Consider the following 16,671-nt stretch of genomic DNA (forward strand, 5'->3'; position numbering starts at 1 on the left):
CCCGTCAATCAGCAGTCGGGTTTGTCGGCGGTAAAGCGGCGTGCCGGGTTCACTGCGGCGCCGAATTCGCGCAAGGCCTTGGCGCCGATCAGCAGCGGATAGTTGAAGCTGCTGCGGTCGGTGAGGTTGACCTCGACCGTGCGCTTGACGTTGCCCAGGCACAGTTCCAGATCGACCACCGGACGCTTGGTGGGGGCGGCTTCGTCTTTATCGTCTTCGTCTTCTTCGGAGCGGGTCTTGATCTTGCTGATCCGCGAGATCTTGTGCTCGTAGACCTTGTTGCTCGCGTCTTTGGTGCCGAGGCGGAAACGCACCCACTCGTCGCCGTCACGGGTGAACATTTCGATGTCCTTGGCCGACAGCGACGCGGTCAGGGCGCCGGTGTCCATTTTGGCTTTGAGCACTTCGCCGCCGATTTCCGGCAGCGCGATGTATTCATAGCGCCCGTACAGGGTCGGCTCGGCGGCCATGACCGGCAGGGCCACGAGGGTCAGCAGTGCAAGGAGGGATTTCACGTAATGGGGTTCCATAAGGAGTGGGCAGCGGGATTTTAGACCGTTACCTTTGAATTCGTTCGGCGTCTGCACCAGCAGAAGATCAAAAGATCGCAGCCTTCGGCAGCGCCTACAGATGTTCGGCGTGCTTTTGTAGGAGCTGCCGAAGGCTGCGATCTTTTCCAGCATACCGCCCAAAAGGTGAAACATTCGTCACCCCCGATTTGGCCTGCCGTCCGAAGCTGCTTATCATGGCGCGCCCAAACGCTTCCAAGAGTTACTTATGCGCCGCCTGCTCACCGGCTGTTTCGTTACCCTGCTGCTGTTGCTCAACACCCTGGTCCTGTTCGGGCCGCTGATGGTGTTCGCCCTGCTCAAACTGGTCCTGCCCGGGCGTTTTCGCGACTATGCCTCGTGGTCGGTGATGTGGATCGCCGAGACCTGGGCCGAAATCGACAAACTGATCTTCCGCCTGTGCATCCCCACCCAATGGGACATTCGCGGCGGCGATGACCTGCGCGGGGATACCTCGTACCTGGTGATCAGCAACCACCAATCCTGGGTCGATATCCCGGCGCTGATCCAGACCCTGAACCGGCGCACGCCGTTCTTCAAATTCTTCCTCAAGAAAGAACTGATCTGGGTGCCCTTCCTCGGTCTGGCCTGGTGGGCGCTGGATTACCCGTTCATGAAGCGCTACACCAAGGCGTTTCTGGCGAAGCATCCGGAGTTGGCCGGCAAGGATCTGGAGATCACCAAAGCCGCGTGTGAGCTGTTCAAGCGCCAGCCGGTGACGGTGGTGAATTATCTGGAAGGCACCCGGTTCACCGCGTTGAAAAGCACCCAGCAACAGTCGCCATTTACCCATCTGCTCAAGCCCAAGGCCGGTGGCGTGGCGTTTGTGCTGGCGGCGATGGGCGAACAGCTGGATGCCATTCTTGACGTGACAGTGGTGTATCCGCAGCAGATGATTCCGGGTTTTTGGGATTTGATCAGCGGCAACGTGCCGAAGGTCATCATCGACATCCAGACCCGCGAACTGAACCCGGCGTTATGGCAGGGAGATTACGAGAACGATCCGGTGTTTCGCGAAACGGTCCAGAACTGGGTCAACCAGCTCTGGATCGACAAGGACCGGCGCATCGACGCGTTGCGCGCCGAGCGCCGCTGAATCAGCTACCGGAACCGGCGCCCCAGATACCGCCCAGGCTTTCCAGCAATGGACCGCCAACGCCCTGGCCGCCGAGGTACTGGAGGATCACCGGGGCAAATTGGCCGACCATCCCGCTGTCCATGCCCAGGGCGCTGAACGCACTGTTCAGGTCATTGGTGTTTTTCACGTTGCCCAAGGCATTTTCCAACCCCGCCGACTTACCGGACGAACCGAGCAATCCGCTGAGGGCGCCCAATTGACCGCCACCCGAGAGCTTGTCCAGCCCCGGTACGCTTTTGGCCAGTTGCGTGTAATCGGTGTTGCTCAGTTGATTCTTCGCCAGCCCCAGCATCGCCCCGGTGCCGCCGACGGCTTGCTGTGGGGTGACGTTCAATTGCGACGTCAGCGCGCCGAGCAGACCGGCGGTTTCCTGCGTCGGGGCGGCGGCAGTGGCGGCGTTACCACCCTGCATGCTCGAAGCCGCTTTGGTCACATCGTCCAGGCTGAACCCGGCGAAGACCGGGCTGGCCGCCAGGGTCATAAGCGAAGCCAGTACAAAACCGCGTGAAATCTTCATCGAGACAACCTCTTTAGGCATAAACCACCCACCCATGGGCGGCGAAAAACTGTGCGTTCGACTGGTATCCCCGAGGAATGTTCCCAACCCCCTGTGGGAGCGGGCTTGCTCGCGAATGCGGTCTGACATTCAACACACAGGGTGACTGACACAACGTTTTATGTAGGAGCTGCCGCAGGCTGCGATCTTTTGATCTTCAGCGCTGTCAGTTCCGCCCGACATCAGGATCAAAAGATCGCAGTCTGCGGCAGCTCCTACAGGGTGAGCGGTTGCCGTCAGAGCTGCGTGCTGAAAAAGAATGCCTGCGCGCCGCATCCAGTCTAGCCCCACCCACGTATATCAAGCACGGACAGACACCTCCGGCCGACTCCCACCCTCAAGGCCTCCCACGTGAATGGAACAACCGCGTGCCGTGAACTAACCTCTTCGCAACCCACCGTCGCGCCCTCGATTGCCTGGAGAACCGTTATTCCCATCGCCGACACCGATCAGCTCCGGCAGCTTCTGGCCCAGTGTTCACTCGGGGATCGCCGCGCGTTCGAGACGCTTTACCGCAGCGTCGGCCCGCGCTTGTATGGCGTTGCCCTGCGTTTCATGGGCCACCATGAACTGGCCGAAGAAGTGCTGCAGGAAAGCTTCGTGCGCATCTGGAATAACGCCTCGCGCTATGAATCGCACCTGTCGGCGCCGCTGACCTGGATGATCAACATTACCCGCAACCAGGCCATCGACCAGTTGCGCAAACACCGCGACCGGCCGCTGACCGATCTGGAAGAACTGGCGCTGGTGGATGAGAGCCCCTCGGCCCACGAATTACTGAACCGTTCCCGCGAGGCCAGCGCCCTGAACCGCTGCCTGGAAAGCCTCGAAGGCATGCAGCGCCAATCGATTACCGTCGCCTACTTTCAAGGGCTGTCCTGCTCGGAACTGGCCGAACATTTGGCCGCGCCGCTGGGTTCGGTCAAATCCTGGATCCGCCGGGGCATGGAGCGCCTGCGCAGGTGCCTTGAATCATGAACTACCAAACCCCGACTCTGCGCCGCGCCCTCGCCGCCGATTACGCCATCGGCTTGATGCCCGCTGCGGCTCGTCGGCGTTTTGAACAGTTGTTGCTGGAAGACGCGGCTTTGCGCGCAGAACTGGCGCATTGGCAGGACAGCCTCATCAGCCTGACCGAATCGCTGCCCGAGCAACCGGTGCCGGAACATGTGTGGCAGGGCATCACTGCGCGGATCGAACCGCAGCATCTGCATGTGCCCGAAAAGCGTTCGTTCTGGAACTGGATGCGGGTGACGGTGGCCGTGTGTTCGCTGGTGGTGGTCGTGTTCCTGAGCATGCTCTACAACCGCGATGAGGCTCGTTACAGCGCGACCCTGCTCAGCGCCAGCGCACAGCCTGCGTTGAAAGTTGAGGCTCACGAGAACTATCTGAAAGTCGAGCCGCTGACATTGGCAGCCGTAACACCGGAGCAAAGCCTGGAGCTGTGGGCAATTCCGGCGGATGGCAAGCCGATTTCCCTCGGCGTGATTCCGCGCGGCGGCAAGGGCAAGGTTGAGCTGAGCGAGGCGCAGAAGGCGTTGATCGGCAAACCGATTGCGTTGGCGGTGAGTCTGGAGCCGAAGGGCGGCTCGCCGACCGGACAGCCGACGGGGCCGGTGTTGTATCAAGGAGCGTTGGCGGCGCTTTGATGATTTGTGATCGACTGGAAAACCACCCCTCTCCCTAACCCTCTCCCCACAGGGGCGAGGGGACTGACCGAGGTGTTCCTGGAGCTGCATCGACCTGAAATACCGAGTCGAACTCAAGCTCTGGAAATACAATTTCGAGCCAAACATAAACATCGACAACACTGGAGATCGGCTCCCTTTCCCCCTCTCCCCTCTGGGGAGAGGGCTGGGGTGAGGGGTGGATTTCAAACACAACAAATGTCCAAAGCTGCAAACAAAAAACGGCGACCCAAAGGTCGCCGTTTTGCATTGCCGTAAAGCCTTACGCCGCGCTGAACAACTTGTGCGGATCGATCACAAACTTCTTCGGTACGCCGGCATCGAACTCGCCGTAGCCACGTGGCGCGTCATCCAGGCTGATGACTTCCACGCCGACGATGTCAGCAATGTGGATGCGGTCCCACATGATTGCCTGCATCAGTTGGCGGTTGTACTTCATCACTGGCGTCTGGCCGGTGTGGAAGCTGTGGGATTTGGCCCAGCCCAGACCGAAGCGAATGCTCAGGCTGCCCATTTTCGCGGCGGCGTCCACAGCACCCGGATCTTCCGTCACGTACAGGCCCGGAATACCGATTTTGCCGGCAACCCGTACCACGCCCATCAGCGAGTTGAGCACAGTGGCCGGAGCCTCGTGTTTCACGCCGTCATGGCCGTGGCCGCGCGCTTCGAAGCCGACGGCGTCGACGGCGCAATCCACTTCCGGTTCGCCCAGCAGCGCGGCGATTTGCTCGTGCAGCGGGGTGTCGAGGGACAGGTCAGCGATTTCGAAACCTTGAGCCTTGGCGTGGGCCAGGCGTACGGTATTGACGTCACCGATGATCACCACCGCCGCGCCCAGCAGGCGAGCCGAAGCGGCAGCGGCCAGACCGACCGGACCCGCGCCCGCGATGTACACGGTGCTGCCTGGGCCAACGCCAGCCGTCACTGCGCCGTGGTAACCGGTCGGCAGGATGTCGGAGAGGCAGGTCAGGTCGCGGATTTTTTCCATCGCGCGATCACGGTCCGGTAGTTTCAGCAGGTTGAAGTCCGCGTACGGCACCATCGCGTATTCAGCCTGGCCGCCGGTCCAGTCGCCCATGTCGACGTAACCGTAAGCACCGCCGGGGCGGGCCGGGTTGACGCTCAGGCAGACTCCGGTGTGCATCTCTTTGCAGGAACGGCAGCGCCCGCAAGCGACGTTGAACGGAACGGACACCAGATCGCCGATTTGCAGGTTCTCGACGTCGCTGCCCTTCTCGATCACTTCACCGGTGATTTCGTGCCCCAGGACCAGGCCGGTTTGAGCGGTGGTACGACCGCGCACCATGTGCTGATCGGAACCACAGATGTTGGTAGACACCACGCGCAGGATGACAGCGTGGTTAATCTTCCTGCCACGCGGGTCCTGCATTTTCGGATAGTCGATTTTCTGTATTTCGACCTTGCCATTGCCGAGATACACCACACCACGATTGCCAGACATGCTTTCACCTCGCTGTTGTTTTTATGTAGCGGTCGCGTCGCCAGACAGCGGCGGCGCGTTGATTGCTCTGGGTTGTGCTTGTGTCTTTGTCTTGTGTTGTTTGTCAGGGCCTCTTCGCGAGCAAGCCCGCTCCCACATTGAAGCTTGGGTGTGACTGAGATTTGGGGGCAGACACAAATCCCATGTGGGAGCGGGCTTGCTCGCGAAAGCTATCTAAAGAACGACGGTTCTGTTGGCGTTGAGGAAAACCCTGCGTTCAATGTGATAACCAACGGCCCGCGCCAACGTCAGCCCTTCAATATCCCGCCCCTTGGCGATCAGGTCTTCCGGGTAGTGACTGTGGTCCACGACCTCCACGCCCTGGGCGATGATCGGGCCTTCGTCGAGGTCGTTGTTGATGTAGTGCGCCGTGGCGCCGACCAGTTTCACGCCCTTGTTGTAGGCCTGGTGATACGGCTTGGCGCCCTTGAAACCCGGCAGCAGGGAGTGATGGATGTTGATCGCCTTGCCGTCGAGTTTGCGGCACAGCTCCGGTGACAGGACTTGCATGTAACGGGCAAGGATCACCAGTTCGGCGCCGGACTCTTCGATCACCTGCAACACCTGGCGCTCTTGCGACGGTTTGTCGTTCGGGTCCAAGGGGAAGTGGTAGTACGGAATCTGGTGCCAGTCGGCCAGCGGCTTGAGGTCCGGGTGGTTGGAGACCACAGCGGCAACGTCCATCGACAACTGGCCGATGCGCTGGCGGTAGAGCAAATCGTTGAGGCAGTGATCGGCCTTCGACACCATGATCACGACTTTTGGCCGGTAGTTCGGTGGGGTCAGTTCGAAGATCATGCCGAAGTTGGCGCCACGCTCTTCGAGCCCGGCGCGGAAAGCCTGTTCGTCGAAGCCGTCAGGCTGGCGGAACTCCACGCGAATGAAGAAACGACCCGAGAGCCGGTCATCGAAGGAATGGTGCTCGGTGACGTAGCAGCCCTGCTCGAACAGAAAGCGGGTCACCGCATCCACGGTGCCGAGGACGCTTGGGCAGTCGGCGGTCAGAATCCATGTGTCTGGGGCGCGGCTCATAGTGCGGTGACTCCTGTTCATTGTGCGGGGTGTCAGGGAAATCCACCCCTCACCCTAGCCCTCTCCCCAAAGGGGCGAGGGGACTGACCGAGTTGTTCTTGGCGCTACATCGACCTGAAACACCGAGGTGAACTCAGGCTCTTTAAAGTGATTTCATGTCGACAACAAACACCGAAAACACTGAAGATCGGCCCCCTTCCCCCCTCGCCCCTCTGGGGAGAGGGTTGGGGTGAGGGGTCGATCCAAAGCCAGCCTCAATAGCAAGGCCAACTCAAACTGCTTTAAGCTTGAACGCTCAGCCCGTACTCAGCCGCCGCATCCTGCAACCACAACCACCAGTAATCCGAGAAGCTGCGGCGAATCAACAGTTCCCAGGTGTCTTCGGCGGTGTGGCGGATCACCAGTTGCGACTTGGCGAACACGGTGCCCACAGCCTTGCCCACCGGGAAGCTGTTCGGATGCACGTCGTAGCTGGTGGATTTCATCAGCACCTGGCGCACGTTCGGGCCGCTCAGTTCGAGGATCTGCTGGCCGCCGCTGACGTTGACGATCTGGATGTGCAGGTCGCCCAGCGCATCACGCAGCTTTTGCTCGGCAGCGCATTCTTCACCGGTCGGCACGATCAGCAGCCATTCATCCGGCCCCATCCATTGCAGACTGGTTTCGCCTTTGACGATGACGCTCAACGCGCCGGGCAATTCGATACCCAAAGCCTTGTGCACGCCAGCGCTGAACGCGGCATCGTGGCCATCGCCACGAATGGTCAGGTGGCCGAGGAGTTTTTTCTCACGCACGATCACGCCGGCGTTTTTACGCCCCTTGCCCACCAGGCTGGCGAGGTCGGCATGATGCAGCGACGACTCGGCCTTGGCCCCGGTGGTTGGGCGTTGTTGGTACACATTGGCTGCGGTCATAAAGCACCTGTCCTGAATTCTGTTGTGCGGTTGGTCTCAACCCTTGTGGTGACTGGGCTGCCGTCTTCGCGAGCAAGCCCGCTCCCACATTGATTGATGCCTGACTCAAATTCTCTTAACGCCTCCGACCCTGTGGGAGCGGGCTTGCTCGCGAAAGCGCCAGCCAGCCCACCACAGGACCCGAGACCATCAGATGTTCTGGCGATCACCCTTAGGATCGAAGAACACCGAAGAAACAATCTCCGCCTCGATCACGCTACCATCGGCCAGCGGTGCGAACACCCGCTCGCCCATGCGCTTCAAGCCGCCCTTCACCACGCCCATGGCAAACGAATAGCCGAGGGAGTTGTGCGCATAGCTGGAAGTCACGTGACCGACCATGGTCATCGGGATGGTTTGCTTGGTGTTGAACACCAGTTGCGCCCCTTCCGGCAGCCATTTGGTCGGATCGATCGGCTTCAGGCCCACCAGTTGTTTGCGTTGATCACGCACGCAGTCTTCGCGATTCATGCCACGCTGGCCGATCCACGAGAACGGTTTGGTGCGACCGACACACCAGCCCATGTTCAAGTCGTCCGGGGTCATCGAGCCGTCGGTGTCCTGGCCGACGATGATGAAGCCCTTCTCGGCCCGCAGTACGTGCATGGTTTCAGTGCCATACGGCGTCAGGTTGTATTGCTTGCCGGCGGCGACGATTTTCTCGAGCACGCCCATCGCATAGTCGGCCTGCACGTTGACTTCGTACGACAGCTCACCGGTAAACGAAATCCGGAACACCCGCGCCGGCACACCGCCAACCAGGCCTTCTTTCCAGGTCATGAACGGGAAGGCTTCGTTGCTCAGGTCAATGTCGGTGACTTCGGCGAGCAGCTTGCGGCTGTTCGGCCCGGACAGGGTCATGGTTGCCCAGTGATCCGTCACGGAGGTGAAGTACACCTTCAGGTCTGGCCATTCGGTCTGTTGGTAGATTTCCAGCCATTGCAGCACGCGCGCCGCGCCGCCGGTGGTGGTGGTCATCACGAAATGGTTGTCGGCGAGACAGGCAGTTACGCCGTCGTCGAAGACCATGCCGTCTTCTTTGCACATCAAACCGTAGCGCGCCTTGCCCACGTCGAGCTTGGTCCAGGCGTTGGTGTAGATGCGGTTCAGGAACTCCCGAGCATCCGGGCCCTGGATGTCGATCTTGCCCAGGGTCGAAGCGTCCAGCAGGCCGACACTGTCGCGCACGGCTTTGCATTCGCGTTTGACGGCGGTGTGCAGGTCTTCACCGTTTTTCGGGAAGTACCACGGGCGTTTCCACTGACCGACGTCTTCGAATTCCGCACCGTTTTTCACGTGCCAGTGATGCAGCGCGGTGAAGCGTACCGGTTCGAAGATGTGCCCACAGTGACGACCGGCCACGGCGCCGAAGGTCACCGGCGTGTAGTTCGGGCGGAACATCGTGGTGCCCATCTGCGGGATGGTCACGTTCAGCGAACGGGCGGCGATTGCCAGGCCGTTGACGTTGCCGAGCTTGCCCTGATCGGTGCCGAAGCCCAGCGCGGTGTAGCGTTTGACGTGCTCGACCGACTCGAAGCCTTCGCGGGTCGCCAGTTCGATGGCGGCGGCGGTGACGTCGTTTTGCAGGTCGACGAATTGCTTCGGCGCCCGTGCGGTGTTCTTCTCGTGCGGTACCTGGAACAGCGCCAGGGTCGCCTCTTCGAGGCGGCTCAGGGCTTTCGGCAAGGTGCCTTCGACCACGCTGAAACCGGCTTCGCTGGCCGCGCGCACGCCGCCTTCAAAACCATCGGCCAACGAATCGCCGAGGCCATAGACGCCGTTGATGCCACCGACGCACACGCGTTTCTGCGGTGCTTCGCCCGGTACGAAACCGAGGATGTCTTCACGCCAGGTCGGCTTGCCGCCCAGGTGCGAAGCCAAGTGGACCACCGGGCTGTAACCGCCGGACGTCGCCACCAGATCACAATCGAGCCATTCGCCAGGACTGGTCACGGCGTGGGCCTTGACGTCTATCGCCGCGATGCGCGCCGCGGTCACGCGCTTGGTGCCACGCGCCTCGATCACGGCGCTGCCAGTGAGGATGCGGATGCCTTTGGCGCGCGCTTCTTCAACCAAAGCACCGCGCGGGTTACTGCGGGCGTCGGCGATCGCGACGACTTGCAGACTGGCATCAAGCCAATCCAGAGCCACGCGGTAGGCGTGATCGTTGTTGGTCGACAGCACCAGTTTCTTGCCCGGTGCCACGCCGTAACGGCGCACGTAAGTCGAGACTGCGCCGGCCAGCATGTTGCCCGGCACGTCGTTGTTGCCGTAGACCAGCGGACGCTCGCAAGCGCCGGTCGCCAGTACAACGCGTTTGGCACGAACCCGGTGGATGCGCTGACGCACCTGGCCAATCGGCGCGCGGTCGCCGAGGTGATCGGTCAGGCGTTCGTGAATGGTCAGGAAGTTATGGTCGTGGTAGCCGTTGACCGTGGCGCGCGGCAACAGCAGCACGTCCGGGGTGTCTTTCAGTTCGGCGATGACGCTGGCGACCCATTCGGTCGCCGGTTTGCCGTCGAGGCTTTCACGAGAGTCGAGCAGGCTGCCGCCGAACTCTTCCTGCTCATCGGCCAGGATCACCCGGGCACCGCTGCGCGCAGCGGCCAATGCAGCGGCCAGGCCAGCAGGGCCGGCGCCGACGATCAGCACGTCGCAGTGCTGGTTCATGTAGTCGTAGGTGTCCGGATCGTTCTCGGTCGGCGAGCGACCCAGGCCGGCGGCCTTACGAATGTACTTCTCGTAAGTCATCCAGAACGATTGCGGGTACATGAAGGTTTTGTAGTAGAAACCCGGCGGCATCAGCTTGCCGCCGACCTTGCCGAGAATCCCCATCATGTCGTTATTCACGCTCGGCCAGCCATTGGTGCTGGTGGCGACCAAACCCTGGTACAGCGCTTGTTGCGTGGCGCGCACGTTGGGGATTTGCGTGGCTTCAGTGGCGCCGATCTGCAGCACCGCGTTCGGCTCTTCGGCACCGGCGGCGAAGATGCCGCGCGGACGGGAATACTTGAAGCTGCGACCGATGATGTCGACGCCGTTGGCCAGCAGTGCAGCAGCCAGCGAGTCGCCTTCAAAGCCTTTGTAAGCCTGGCCGTTGAAGGTGAAGCTCAGCACTTTATTGCGGTCGATCCGTCCGCCGTTGGACAGGCGATTGATCTGGCTCATACCTTCTCTCCCAGAGCCGTGGCGGCCGCTTTCGGGCTGTCGGTCTTGTCGGTGAATTGTGGCTTGGTGCCGATCTTGTAGGTCTCGAGAATCTCGTAGGTCACGGTATCGCGGGTCGCGTTGAAGTACTGGCGGCAACCGGCGGCGTGGATCCACAGTTCGTGATGCAGACCGCGCGGGTTATCGCGGAAGAACATGTAGTCGCCCCACTCCTCATCGGTGCAGGAAGTCGGGTCCAGTGGACGCGGGATATGCGCCTGGCCGGATGCGTGGAATTCCTCTTCGGAGCGCAGCTCGCCGCAGTGAGGACAGAAGATATGCAACATGGGGATTTCTCCTGTTAGTGGGCAACCGCAGCAGCGCCGTGTTCATCGATCAACGCACCGTTGTGGAAACGGTCGATGGAGAAAGGTGCGGCCAATGGATGCATTTCACCCTTGGCCAGACTCGCGGCAAACACGTTGCCCGAGCCAGGTGTGGCCTTGAAGCCGCCGGTGCCCCAACCGCAGTTGAAGAACATGTTCGGCACCGGCGTCTTGGAGATGATCGGGCAGGCGTCCGGCGTGGTATCGACGATGCCGCCCCACTGCCGGTTCATGCGTACGCGGGACAGCACCGGGAACATCTCGACGATGGCCTGGATGGTGTGCTCGATCACCGGGTACGAACCGCGCTGGCCGTAGCCGTTGTAGCCGTCGATACCGGCGCCGATCACCAGGTCGCCCTTGTCGGACTGGCTGATGTAACCGTGCACGGCGTTGGACATGATCACGCTGTCGATAATTGGCTTGATCGGCTCGGACACCAGCGCTTGCAGCGGATGGGATTCGATCGGCAAGCGGAAACCGGCGAGTTTGGCCATGTGCCCGGAGTTACCGGCAGTGACCACGCCGACGCGCTTGGCGCCGATGAAGCCCTTGTTGGTTTCAACGCCGATGCACACGCCGTTTTCCTTGCGGAAGCCGATGACTTCGGTCTGCTGGATCAAGTCCACGCCCAAGGCGTCGGCGGCACGGGCAAAGCCCCAGGCCACGGCATCGTGACGAGCGACGCCGCCACGGCGCTGGACGGTTGCGCCCAAAACCGGGTAGCGCGTGTTCTTGGAGCAGTCGAGGTACGGAATCTCGTCGGCCACTTGCTTGGCATCGAGCAGTTCACCGTCCACACCGTTGAGGCGGTTGGCGCTGACCCGACGCTCGGAATCACGAATGTCTTGAAGCGTGTGGCACAGGTTGTAAACGCCGCGCTGGGAGAACATCACGTTGTAGTTCAGGTCCTGGGACAGGCCTTCCCACAGTTTCATCGCGTGTTCGTACAGGTGCGCCGACTCATCCCACAGGTAGTTGGAGCGAACGATGGTGGTGTTGCGCGCGGTGTTACCGCCGCCCAGCCAGCCTTTCTCGACCACGGCCACGTTGGTGATGCCGTGTTCCTTGGCCAGGTAGTAGGCGGTCGCCAGACCATGCCCGCCACCGCCGACGATGACCACGTCATAGACCTTTTTCGGGGTCGGCGTGCGCCACATTTTCTGCCAGTTTTCGTGATGGCTGAGGGAGTGTTTGAAGAGGCCGAAGCCCGAATAGCGTTGCATAGTCATTTACTCCAAAACCGCGCTCAGCGATAAACCGGGAAGTCCGCGCACAGGGCTGCCACTTGCTGCGCCACATTCGCTTCAACGTCGGCATCGCCGAGGTTGTCGAGGATGTCGCAGATCCAGCCGGCCAGCGTGACACACTGGGTCACCTTGAAGCCGCGCGTGGTGACCGCCGGGGTGCCGATGCGCAGGCCCGAGGTCACGAACGGCGACTGTGGATCGTTCGGCACAGCGTTCTTGTTCACAGTGATGTGGGCGCGACCGAGGGCGGCGTCCGCGTCTTTGCCGGTGAGGCCCTGACGGATCAGGCTGACCAGGAACAGGTGGTTGTCAGTCCCGCCGGACACTACATCGTAGCCGCGTTTGATAAACACGCCGGCCATGGCCTGGGCGTTGTCGATCACTTGTTGTTGGTAAGCCTTGAACGTTGGCTCCAGCGCTTCCTTGAAGCACACCGCTTTACCGGCGATGACGTGCATCAGCGGGCCGCCCTGTGCGCCGGGGAATACGGCGGAGTTGAGCTTTTTCTCGATCTCTTCGTTGGCCTTGCACAGGATCAGGCCGCCACGTGGACCGCGCAGGGTTTTGTGGGTGGTGGTGGTGACCACGTCGGCGTACGGCAGCGGATTCGGATACAGACCGGCGGCGACCAGACCGGCCACGTGGGCCATGTCGACGAACAGCAGCGCACCGACCTTGTCGGCGATCTGGCGGAAACGCGGAAAGTCGAGGGTCTTGGAGTAAGCGGAGAAGCCGGCGACGATCATTTTCGGCTTGCACTCGACGGCCAGACGTTCGACTTCGTCGTAATCGATCAACCCGGTCTTGGTGTCGATGCCGTACTGCACGGCGTTGTAGAGCTTGCCCGAGGACGACACTTTGGCGCCGTGGGTCAGGTGGCCGCCGTGGGCCAGGCTCATGCCCAGAATGGTGTCACCCGCCTGGATCAGGGCCAGGTAAACGGCGCTGTTCGCGGAAGAACCGGAGTGCGGTTGCACGTTGGCGTAATCGGCACCGAACAGTTGCTTGGCGCGTTCGATGGCCAGGGCTTCAACCTTGTCCACGTGCTCGCAGCCACCGTAGTAGCGCTTGCCCGGATAGCCTTCGGCGTATTTGTTGGTCAGGCCACTGCCTTGCGCTTCCATGACGCGTTTGCTGGTGTAGTTCTCTGACGCGATCAGCTCGATGTGATCTTCCTGGCGTTGCTCCTCGGCATTCATCGCCGCCAGCAGTGCATCGTCGTAGCCCTTGATCTGGTCTTGCTTGCTAAACATCGCGTCTCTCCCAGCGGCGGCTTGTGCGCCTTTCGTCTCGGTGAGGCACGTACCTTTCGGCAGTGCCCTTTGGATGCGATGGTATGACCGGCGCAGACAGGTCAAATGCCTATGGACGCCACGCAAAGGTGCGTTTACGACATGGGGTGAAATGGCTTCGCCGAACAGACAGAGATCCCCTGTGGGAGCGGGCTTGCTCGCGAATGCGGACTGACATTCAACACATGCGTTGACTGACACGACGCCTTCGCGAGCAAGCCCGCTCCCACAGGGGGTTAGGCGATGATTTGGCGTATTGCGAGCAGCAGTAAGAAGTGCGCGGGATAGAGCGCATACGCCCAGCGCCGCATCGGCGGTGGCTTGAGCCGCCCGGCATGGCGCAGTAGAAGCACGCCGGCCAGCGGCGCAACCAGACAAGCGGCAATTCCGAAAATCGCCGCGCCATTACCCATCCGCGCAGCGGCATACAACACCTGCCACTGATTCGCCACCACACACACCAACCCCGGCAACAGGCTGAAATACCAGGGACAGCGAATCACCAGCAGCATCGACAGCGGCAACAAAACCCCAAAGAAACCGAACATCAGTCGCTCCGGGAACAGCACCGCGAGCAACACGGCACCCACCGCCAACAGGCGCGATGGCAGAGTCGGCTGTTGCCAGCCCCGCGCCACCAGCAACCCGAGAACCAACGTGGGCATCACGTTTAAAGTGTCGGGATCAGGAATGAACAACCGGTAGGGAATTTCGCTGACCGCACTAAACAGCATCAACCAACCCAGATACCGCCACTGACCTTGCCCCATCACCGCGCGCGCCCGCGACAAGTTCGCCGCCATCGCCAGGCAAAACCACGGAAACGCCAGCCGACCCGGCACATACAGAAAATCGACGGAGTAACCGACATATCGCAGGTGATCGAGCACCATGCTCAGCAGCGCCAGCCACTTGAGCAGATCCAGCGCGCCGTCCCGTTGCGTCATGTGCATAATTGCCCGTCAATTGTGTAAATTTCTGACAGCATCACCGCGTGTGCTCCCCGGACGATCTTCGGTAAAGTGCGCACCATCATTGACCACAAGCCCCTTCACCATAAGGGGCTTGAACACGGAATCAGGCCATGACCGATAAGAGCCAACAATTTGCCAGCGACAACTATTCCGGTATCTGCCCTGAAGCCTGGGCAGCCATGGAACAGGCCAACCACGGCCACCAGCGCGCTTATGGCGACGACGAATGGACCGCTCGCGCGTCCGACGATTTCCGCAAACTGTTTGAAACCGACTGCGAAGTGTTCTTCGCGTTCAACGGCACTGCCGCCAACTCATTGGCCCTGTCGTCGCTGTGCCAGAGTTACCACAGCGTGATCTGCTCGGAAACCGCCCACGTTGAAACCGACGAATGCGGCGCACCGGAATTCTTTTCCAACGGTTCCAAACTGCTGGTCGCGCGCACCGAAAACGGCAAGCTGACCCCGGAATCGATCCGCGAAGTGGCCCTCAAGCGCCAGGACATCCACTACCCGAAACCCCGCGTCGTGACCCTGACCCAGGCCACAGAAGTCGGCAGCGTCTACACCCCGGAAGAAATCCGCGCCATCAGCGTTACCTGCAAAGAACTGGGCCTGAACCTGCACATGGACGGCGCGCGGTTCTCCAATGCCTGCGCATTCCTCGGCTGCTCCCCAGCGGACCTGACCTGGAAGGCTGGCGTCGATGTGTTGTGCTTCGGCGGCACGAAAAACGGCATGGCCGTGGGCGAGGCGATTCTGTTCTTCAACCACAAACTGGCGGAAGACTTCGACTACCGCTGCAAACAGGCCGGGCAACTGGCCTCGAAGATGCGCTTCCTCTCGGCACCGTGGGTCGGCATCCTCGAAAACCACGCCTGGCTCAAATACGCCAAACACGCCAACCACTGCGCGCAACTGCTGGCGGAACTGGTCAGCGACATCGAAGGCGTGGAACTGATGTTCCCGGTGCAAGCCAACGGCGTATTCCTGCAACTCTCCGAACCGGCCATCGCCGCCCTCACCGCCAAGGGCTGGCGCTTCTACACCTTCATCGGCAACGGCGGCGCCCGCTTCATGTGCTCGTGGGACACCGAAGAAGAACGCGTGCGGGAATTGGCAGCGGATATCCGCGAAGTCATGTCCCGCTAAGCAACACCCCAGCCCTGCAGGGACCTGTAGGAGCTGACGAGTGAAACGAGGCTGCGATCTTTTGATCTTAAAAAATCAAAATCAAAAGATCGCAGCCTCGTTTCACTCGGCAGCTCCTACGGGTCTACATTGTTTGTCGAGCCTTCGCTCACACAACAATAATCAGGAGCGCACGCATGTCCTTACAAGGCAAAACCCTGTTCATCACCGGCGCCAGCCGTGGCATTGGGCGCGAGATTGCGCTGCGTGCCGCGCGGGACGGGGCCAATATTGTGATTGCCGCCAAAAGCGCCGAGGCGCATGCCAAGTTGCCCGGCACGATTTTCAGTGTGGCCAAGGAAGTCGAAGCGGCGGGTGGCCAGGCGTTGCCGTTGCGGGTGGATGTGCGTGATGAAGTCGCGGTACGGGAGGCGCTGGCCCAGGCCAATGAGCATTTCGGCGGCATTGATGCGTTGATCAACAATGCCGGGGCAATCAAGTTGACCGGGGTTCAGCACATCGAGCTCAAGCGCTTCGACCTGATGCACCAGATCAACACCCGCGCCGTGTTGCTGTGCAGCCAGGCAGCCCTGCCCTATCTGAAAAAATCCAATGGTCACATCCTCAACCTGTCGCCACCGTTGAACCTGGCGACCAAATGGTTCGCGCAATACAGCCCCTACACCGTGACCAAATACGGCATGAGCATGCTCACATTGGGGATGAGCGAGGAATTCAAGAATTACGGGATCAGCGTTAATTCATTGTGGCCGCAGACGATGATCGCCACAGCGGCCATCGAATTTCAGCTAGGCTCGCGGGAGTCCTTCAAACACGCACGAACGCCGGCGATCATGGCGGATGCTGCGCACGTCATTCTGGACAGCAGTGGTCGCAGCATGACCGGGCGGTTGCTGATTGATGAGGAGATTTTGCGGGAACAAGGAGTGACGGAGTTTGAGGGGTATCGGTTTGAACCGGACTCGACCGACACGTTGATGCCTGACCTGTTTGTCGACTGAGTATTCACAACCGCCCTGTAGGAGCTGTCGAGT

15 protein-coding genes are annotated in these 16,671 nt (G+C 60.8%); 5 read left to right on the top strand and 10 right to left on the bottom strand.

Annotated features, from left to right (window positions below):
• Positions 1-8: 8 nt before the first annotated feature.
• Positions 9-515, bottom strand: a complete 507-nt coding sequence (locus HB680_RS20050) for a RimK/LysX family protein (RefSeq protein ID WP_213940258.1) — start codon at positions 513-515, stop codon at positions 9-11.
• A gap of 262 nt (positions 516-777) precedes the next feature.
• On the opposite strand from HB680_RS20050, the gene HB680_RS20055 reads away from it, so the two are divergent.
• Positions 778-1,665 (top strand): acyltransferase, encoded by an 888-nt coding sequence (locus tag HB680_RS20055; protein ID WP_213940259.1) that lies wholly within the window; start codon positions 778-780, stop codon positions 1,663-1,665.
• Between the two features lies 1 nt (position 1,666).
• Here the strand turns inward: HB680_RS20055 and HB680_RS20060 are convergent, their stop codons facing one another.
• A complete protein-coding gene (locus HB680_RS20060) occupies positions 1,667-2,224 on the bottom strand; it encodes a DUF2780 domain-containing protein (RefSeq protein WP_213940260.1) in 558 nt (185 codons plus the stop codon).
• Between the two features lie 390 nt (positions 2,225-2,614).
• On the opposite strand from HB680_RS20060, the gene HB680_RS20065 reads away from it, so the two are divergent.
• The gene (locus tag HB680_RS20065) at positions 2,615-3,241 is read left to right on the top strand and encodes a sigma-70 family RNA polymerase sigma factor (RefSeq protein ID WP_213940261.1); all 627 of its coding nucleotides are present in this window, start codon (positions 2,615-2,617) and stop codon (positions 3,239-3,241) included.
• Entirely contained in the window at positions 3,238-3,912 is a 675-nt protein-coding gene (locus HB680_RS20070) for an anti-sigma factor (protein WP_213940262.1), read from the top strand. Before HB680_RS20065 ends, HB680_RS20070 begins: the two co-directional genes overlap by 4 nt.
• A gap of 301 nt (positions 3,913-4,213) precedes the next feature.
• Here the strand turns inward: HB680_RS20070 and fdhA are convergent, their stop codons facing one another.
• The 8 genes from fdhA to HB680_RS20110 all read right to left on the bottom strand — a co-directional run bounded on the left by fdhA (position 4,214) and on the right by HB680_RS20110 (position 14,465).
• Positions 4,214-5,413: a formaldehyde dehydrogenase, glutathione-independent gene (gene fdhA, locus HB680_RS20075; protein ID WP_007947729.1), complete on the bottom strand. Its 1,200-nt coding sequence runs from the start codon at positions 5,411-5,413 to the stop codon at positions 4,214-4,216.
• Positions 5,414-5,626: 213 nt separating this feature from the next.
• On the bottom strand, positions 5,627-6,484 hold the full coding sequence (gene purU / locus HB680_RS20080; RefSeq protein WP_213940263.1) for a formyltetrahydrofolate deformylase: 858 nt from the start codon (positions 6,482-6,484) through the stop codon (positions 5,627-5,629).
• 281 nt (positions 6,485-6,765) lie between these two features.
• Positions 6,766-7,398: a sarcosine oxidase subunit gamma family protein gene (gene soxG / locus HB680_RS20085; protein ID WP_213940264.1), complete on the bottom strand. Its 633-nt coding sequence runs from the start codon at positions 7,396-7,398 to the stop codon at positions 6,766-6,768.
• Between the two features lie 189 nt (positions 7,399-7,587).
• The gene (locus HB680_RS20090) at positions 7,588-10,605 is read right to left on the bottom strand and encodes a sarcosine oxidase subunit alpha (RefSeq protein ID WP_213940265.1); all 3,018 of its coding nucleotides are present in this window, start codon (positions 10,603-10,605) and stop codon (positions 7,588-7,590) included.
• Positions 10,602-10,931, bottom strand: coding sequence for a sarcosine oxidase subunit delta (locus HB680_RS20095; RefSeq protein WP_045059910.1), 330 nt, complete (start codon positions 10,929-10,931; stop codon positions 10,602-10,604). The genes HB680_RS20090 and HB680_RS20095 overlap by 4 nt, the downstream gene beginning before the upstream one ends.
• Before the next feature lie 14 nt (positions 10,932-10,945).
• Complete coding sequence (locus HB680_RS20100; protein ID WP_123410388.1) at positions 10,946-12,196, bottom strand: sarcosine oxidase subunit beta; 1,251 nt, start codon at positions 12,194-12,196, stop codon at positions 10,946-10,948.
• Positions 12,197-12,219: 23 nt separating this feature from the next.
• A complete protein-coding gene (glyA, locus tag HB680_RS20105) occupies positions 12,220-13,473 on the bottom strand; it encodes a serine hydroxymethyltransferase (protein ID WP_213940266.1) in 1,254 nt (417 codons plus the stop codon).
• Between the two features lie 275 nt (positions 13,474-13,748).
• The gene (locus tag HB680_RS20110) at positions 13,749-14,465 is read right to left on the bottom strand and encodes a TraX family protein (RefSeq protein ID WP_213940267.1); all 717 of its coding nucleotides are present in this window, start codon (positions 14,463-14,465) and stop codon (positions 13,749-13,751) included.
• Between the two features lie 131 nt (positions 14,466-14,596).
• On the opposite strand from HB680_RS20110, the gene HB680_RS20115 reads away from it, so the two are divergent.
• Both HB680_RS20115 and HB680_RS20120 read left to right on the top strand, forming a co-directional pair.
• Complete coding sequence (locus tag HB680_RS20115; protein WP_213940268.1) at positions 14,597-15,637, top strand: low specificity L-threonine aldolase; 1,041 nt, start codon at positions 14,597-14,599, stop codon at positions 15,635-15,637.
• Between the two features lie 176 nt (positions 15,638-15,813).
• A complete protein-coding gene (locus HB680_RS20120) occupies positions 15,814-16,638 on the top strand; it encodes an NAD(P)-dependent oxidoreductase (protein WP_213940269.1) in 825 nt (274 codons plus the stop codon).
• Positions 16,639-16,671 lie beyond the last annotated feature (33 nt).

This window comes from Pseudomonas sp. dw_612, from assembly GCF_018449725.1.
GTDB lineage: Bacteria > Pseudomonadota > Gammaproteobacteria > Pseudomonadales > Pseudomonadaceae > Aquipseudomonas.